The organism is Streptomyces phyllanthi (assembly GCF_009377205.1).
GTDB classification, from domain to species: Bacteria; Actinomycetota; Actinomycetes; order Streptomycetales; family Streptomycetaceae; genus Streptomyces; species Streptomyces phyllanthi.
In genome coordinates this window covers 1-5,792 of the sequence record NZ_VJZE01000535.1, presented here as the reverse complement: position 1 = coordinate 5,792, position 5,792 = coordinate 1, and the positions used below count along the sequence as shown (strand labels likewise).

At 70.8% G+C, this 5,792-nt stretch carries 3 protein-coding genes; 1 reads left to right on the top strand and 2 read right to left on the bottom strand.

The genetic code is table 11. From position 1 onward, the window contains the following. The first annotated feature begins 14 nt into the window (after nucleotides 1-14). The gene (locus FNH04_RS49170) at nucleotides 15-3,614 is read left to right on the top strand and encodes a hypothetical protein (protein WP_152791090.1); all 3,600 of its coding nucleotides are present in this window, start codon (nucleotides 15-17) and stop codon (nucleotides 3,612-3,614) included. Between the two features lie 136 nt (nucleotides 3,615-3,750). On the opposite strand, the gene FNH04_RS40170 is transcribed toward FNH04_RS49170, so the two are convergent. Both FNH04_RS40170 and FNH04_RS40165 read right to left on the bottom strand, forming a co-directional pair. Then, nucleotides 3,751-4,857 (bottom strand): sugar ABC transporter substrate-binding protein, encoded by a 1,107-nt coding sequence (locus tag FNH04_RS40170; protein WP_386574677.1) that lies wholly within the window; start codon nucleotides 4,855-4,857, stop codon nucleotides 3,751-3,753. Between the two features lie 329 nt (nucleotides 4,858-5,186). Next, the coding region (locus FNH04_RS40165; RefSeq protein WP_194236981.1) for a cellulose binding domain-containing protein at nucleotides 5,187-5,792 on the bottom strand (606 nt) is incomplete at its 5' end.

Sequence of the window (5,792 nt, the reverse complement as noted above, 5' to 3'; positions counted from 1 at the left end):
GTATGAGCGGCGAGGTGCCCCCCTTCTTCCCCAACCCCCGCCACGACGCCCGGCTCACCGAGGTGGACCTCGCCCTGCAGCAGGCGATCCAGTGGGACGAACAGCGCGAACGGCGGAAGACCGAGCTGCGCACCCGGTTTCTGGTACGCGCCATGGGGGCCACCCCCGACCGGGCAGGCTGGTGGTTCTCCGGCCGGCGCCGGGCGTTGGCGGAGATCACCTCATGGCTGCGGGACGACGGCGGGACGGCACGGGTCCTGGCCGTCACCGCCGGCCCCGGCTCGGGCAAGACCGCCGTGCTCGGGCTGATCGCGGCCCTGACCGACGAGGAGCATCGCCGTACCATCCCGCCGGACACCATCGGGGCCGCACCGGCCGACCTGCCCGCCCCGGGTGACCTCGACGTCAGCGTCTACGCCCAGCATCTGACCGACGAGCAGGTGCTCCAGGCACTGGCCGAGGCCGCCCGGGTACCGGCCACCACAGTCGGTGAACTCGCCAAGGGGCTAAGCCGCGAAGCCGCCGCCGGCCGCACGTTCACGGTCCTGATCGACGCGCTCGACGAGGCCGCGACCCCCGACACCCTGTGCCGCCGGGTGCTGCTCCCGCTGATCCGGCACACCGGCGTCCCCGTCAGATTCCTGCTCGGAACCCGCCCCCACCTGCTGCCGGCGCTCGGCCTGTGCCGCGAGGACCAGATCGACCTGGATGCCGACCGGTACGCGGACCCGGACGCCCTGCTGCGATACACGGTCCTCAACCTCCTCGAAGCGCACCCCGGTTCGCCCTACCTGAACTGTCCGCAGGCGCTGCGCATGTCCGTCGCCCGGCGCGTCGCCGCCGCCGCGGGCCCGTCCTTCCTGGTGGCCCGGATCTCCGCGGGCACCCTGGCCGCCACGCCCGGGCTGCCCGATCCCGACGACCCGGCCTGGCGCGCGGCCCTGCCCCGGCTGCCCAGCGAGGCCATGCGGCACGACATGGCCGAACGGCTCGGCTCCGCCGCGGACCGCGCCGTCGACCTGCTGAGACCGCTCGCCTTCGCGGAGGGCCAGGGCCTGCCCTGGGAGGACCTGTGGGCGCCCCTCGCGGGCGCGTTGTCGGGGCGGACGTACACCGACGACGACATCATGTGGCTGCGGCACGCGGCCGGCGCGTACGTGGTCGAGGCCACGGAATCCGGCCGCTCCGCCTACCGCCTCTACCACGAGGCCCTGGCCGAACACCTCAGGGCGGACGCGGACGCCATCGAGGCGCACGCCCGCATGACCCGTGCCCTCGTCGCGCGCGTCCCCCGCACCCTCGACGGCGGACGTGACTGGAGCCGCGCCCACCCCTACACCCGGCGGTATCTGGCCGCCCACGCCGTACGGGGCGAGGTGCTCGACGAGGTCATCGCGGAGGCCGAGTTCCTCGTACACGCCGACCCCGACGAGCTGATGTCCCACCTGCGCGACGTGCGGTCCGGGCCCGCGGAGATCTACCGCACGTCCTTCGGCGCGCACCGCCGCGAGGACCTGAGCGAGCGCCGCCGCATCCTCGCCCTCGACGCCGCCCGTCACTGTGACCCGGCGCTGCTCGCGACGCTGAACTCCGGGATCGATGAGCACGCCTGGAAGCCGGTGTGGAGTTCCGGAGGCACCTTGTCCGCCGACCTGCGAGCCACCCTCGCCCACAGGACGGGGCGGGTACGCTCCGTGGCCTGCGGCAAGATGAACGGACAGCACGTCATCGCGGTGGGCTACGGCAACACGACCGTACGGCTGTGGGATCTGGTGACCGGCCTGCGGATCAGCGACGTGCGCACCGGCCACCTGGGTGCCGTGACGGCGGTGTACTGCACCGAGCTGGCGGGACGGCCTGTTCTGGTCACGGGATCCGGAGACCGCACGCTACGACTGTGGGACCTGGCCACCGGCCGGCCCATCGGCGATCCCCTCGCCGGACACGAAGGCCCTGTGACCGCTGTGTCGTGCACCGAACTCGAGGGCAGAGCGATAGCTGTGAGCGGTTCGGACGACCGCACCGCGCGTGTCTGGGACCTGGCCACGGGCAGACAGATCGGCGATCCGATGGCTGCCCACGTCGGTTCGGTGAGAGGGGTCGCGTGCACGGTGATCGACGGCCATCCGGCAGCCGTGACTGTCGCAGGCGACCGCTCCCTGCATGTGTGGAGGCTGAGCCTCGACAAGCACACCCACCAGGCCGCGATCACCCACCGCTGGCCGATCAACGCCTTGGCGTGCACCGAGTTGAACGGCCGCCCGACGGCCGTGACCTGTTCAGGGGACAGGACCGTACAGGCTTGGGATCTCACCGACCGGCGCATGCACAGCGAACTCCAGACCGGGCATGCCGGATCGGTGAACGCGCTCGCGTGTGCCGTTCTGGACGGACATCTCATCGTTGTCACCGGCTCTGACGACCGTACTGCGAAGGTGTGGAACCTCAGCTCCCGCGAGCAACTGGGCAAGGCGATGTACGGGCACACGCGTGAGGTGACGGCCGCGACCTGCGCGATGGTGAACAGCGGGCTGGTGGTGGTCACGGGTTCCGACGACCGGAGCGTCCGCTCCTGGGAGCTGACCACGGCCGGCAAACGGGTCGGCAACGGCGGCGCCATCGCGACCGCTGTGGCGTGCACGGCGCTGAACGGCCGTCAAGTCGCGGTCACCGCAAACGACAGCCCGGTCCTGAGACGGTGGGACGTGGCCACGGGACAGCAGCTCCCACCGCTTCGGACCGGTCATGCGGGTGCCGTGACGAACCTGGTGTGCACGGTGCTCGCCGGCCGGCCGGTCGTCGTCACGGGCTCCACGGACCTGACGGTCGGGGTCTGGGACGCGGCGACCGGACGGGCCGTCGTACCACGGACCCGGAGGCACGAGAGCCGGATCACGGCGCTGGCGTGCATGAGCCTGAACGGTCGACCGGTCACGGTCAGCGCGGCCGAGGACGGCACGGCACGAGCGTGGGACCTCGAACGCGGTGAGCCGCTCGGCCCGCCCCTGATCGTTCATGTGGGACCCGCGGACCTCGGTGTCCGCGCCCCGCTCACCGCCGTGGCCTGCGGCCTGCTGCACGGCCGGCCGGTCGGGATCGTGGGCTCGACACGCGGCGACATCCGGGTGTGGGACCTGACCACGGGAGAGCCACCCGTGCTGCCCACCGAGGAGCGGTTCCCAGAGCGTCCGTTCCCTTGGATGGGCAGTGCTCGTGACGTCAGGACGATGGCCTTCGCCGCGCGCGACTCGTCTCCCGTCGTCGTCACGGGCGGCGGCAGCGGCAGGCTCTTCGTGTGGGACCTGTCCTCGCTGCGCGCCGGCACTCCGCTGACCGGCCACCAGGCCGCCTCTCAGCCATTGGCGGCACCTCCGTTCCGGACGGCATCACCTCACGTCGTGACCGCGGTCACGACCACCATCCTCGACGGCCGTCCCGTCGCGGCCACCTGCTCCTCCGACGAAACCGTACGTCTGTGGGACCTGAACACCTGTCGCGCCCTCGACGCCATCACCATGCCCGACGCGTGCCACGCCCTGGCCTTCGCCGAAACCGGGCATCTGGTCTGCTGCTACGGCGACCATGTGACCGTGCTGCGCCAGGCGGGCAGGTGACCCGGCCAGCCTGCCCTTCACGTCCCACATTCCCCTTCTCCGAGATCCGTCCGGACCGCACCGCAGGTGAGGTGAGTCGGGCGGAGACGGGCGGGCTGCGGTGCCCGCCCGCCCCACGCGCTGCTTCGCTGCTTCGCTACTCGAGGCCGATCGCCTCGCAGTCCGCCTCGTACTCCGGGGTGCAGATGTCGTCGACGGCGTAGACGCCGTCCCGGATCACCGTCTCCTCGATGTTGTCCTTCGTGAGGGCGACCACTGGCACCAAGGACGACGGGATCCTGTCCCCGGCCGGGTTCTCGACCGTGTCGCGGGTCAGCGCGTCGAACTCGATCGAGCGCCCCTGGACCCTGGCCACCGCCATGTCCGCGGCGGCGTTGGCCTCCAGCAGGAACGACTTGTACACGCTCATGTACTGCTCGCCGGAGACGATCCGCTGCACCGCCGGCAGATCGGCGTCCTGTCCGGTCACCGGCGGGACCTTGCTGACGCCCGCCTCCTTCAGCGCGTCGATGACGGCACCCGCCATACCGTCGTTCGCCGAGTAGACGGCGGCGATCCTGCTGAGGCCGATAGACTTGATCGCCTTCTCCATGTTCGTCTTGGCGACCTCGGGCAGCCACTCCCTGGTGTCGTACTGCTTGGCGATGACCACCTTGCCGTCCAGCTCGGACAGCGCGCCCTGCTTGAACCGCGCCGTGTTCGGGTCGGCGAGCGAGCCGTTCATCATGACGATCCGGCTGGTGGATGCCTTGCTGCCGAGCGCCTCGACGAGGGCGCGGCCCTGGACCTCGCCGACAAGCTCGTTGTCATGGGAGACGTACGCGTCGATCGGGCCCTCGGCGAGCCTGTCGTACGCGATGACGGGGATATCCGCGTCCTTGGCCTTCTCGATGCCCGCCGCGATGGTCTTGGCGTCCACCGCGTCCACCAGGAGCACGTCCACCTTGGCGGCGATCATCTCCTCGAGCTGCTTGTTCTGCCTGGCCGCGCTCGCCTCGGCGTTGGCGTAGCGGACCTTGCCCTTGTTCTCGGTGAGCGAGGCCACCCGCTTCTTGATGAGGGGGTAGTCGAACTTCTCGAAGCGCGTCGTCTCCTTGTCGGGCAGCAGGAGACCCACCGTGATGTCGTTGCCTCTCTTCGGCGTCGCGGAGCTGCTCCCCCCGGCGACTGAGTCGAGGACGCCGCAGGAGGTGAGCAAAAGGGCCGACGCGGAAGCGGTCAGGGCTATGGCGCAACGACGCACAGCGGTCTTGTGGGGGGTACGAGCGTTCACATCAGGTGCCTTCCGGGCGTGGGGCAGCATGGCGACCAGGTGGTGGGGCAGCATGGCGACCAGGTGACTGAACAGCCAACGCGGCAACAGCATGCGGCGTCAAGGAGCCCAGCTTAACGAGAAGGCAACAGCAAACGAGTTGGGGGGAGCGGTTGCGTGGAGGGCCGTTTCCAGGACTTCGCGCGGTATCTCACCAGCTGTGACGACCTGTTCCACAAGCGGGGTCGGCGGCCTCGCCAACCCGACGGCACTGACCGGCGGGAGGCGGGTGCCCCCTGCCGACCAGTGCGAACGGGCCGTCAAATGATCGTGCAGCCAGCGCCGTTGAGGGTGAACGCGGCCGGGGCCGTGTTGGTGGTCCCCCTGCCGCCGATGAAGCCGACGGTGACCGAGCCGCCGGCGGAGATGGTGGAGGTGTAGGCGGCGGGGGCGACGCTCACCCTGCCGCCGTCCTGGGTGGGCGTCCCGCCCCACATGTTGGTGATGGTCTGGCCGTTGGCGAAGGTGAAGGCCAGAGTCCAGCCGCTGACGGCGGTGGTGCCGGTGTTCCGGATGACGATCTCGCCCTGGAAGCCGCCCGGCCACTCGTTGACGACGCGATAGCCCACGGAGCAGGCCCCGCCGGGTGTGCCACCGCCCTCCTCGGTGGTGACGTTCACCGTGGCCGAGCGGGTCGAGCGATTCCCCGCCGCGTCACGGGCGTAGACGGCGAAGGTGTACGCCGTGTCGGCGGTGAGGCCGGTCACGGTGACGGTGTTGGTGGTGGACGAGGCGACCCTGGTCTCGGAGCCGCCGCTGACGCGGACGACGTCGTAGCCGGTGACGCCCACGTTGTCGGTGGCCGCGGCCCAGGTGAGCCGGACGGATGTGGCCGTCACGGCGGAGGCGGCGGGGGTGCCCGGGGC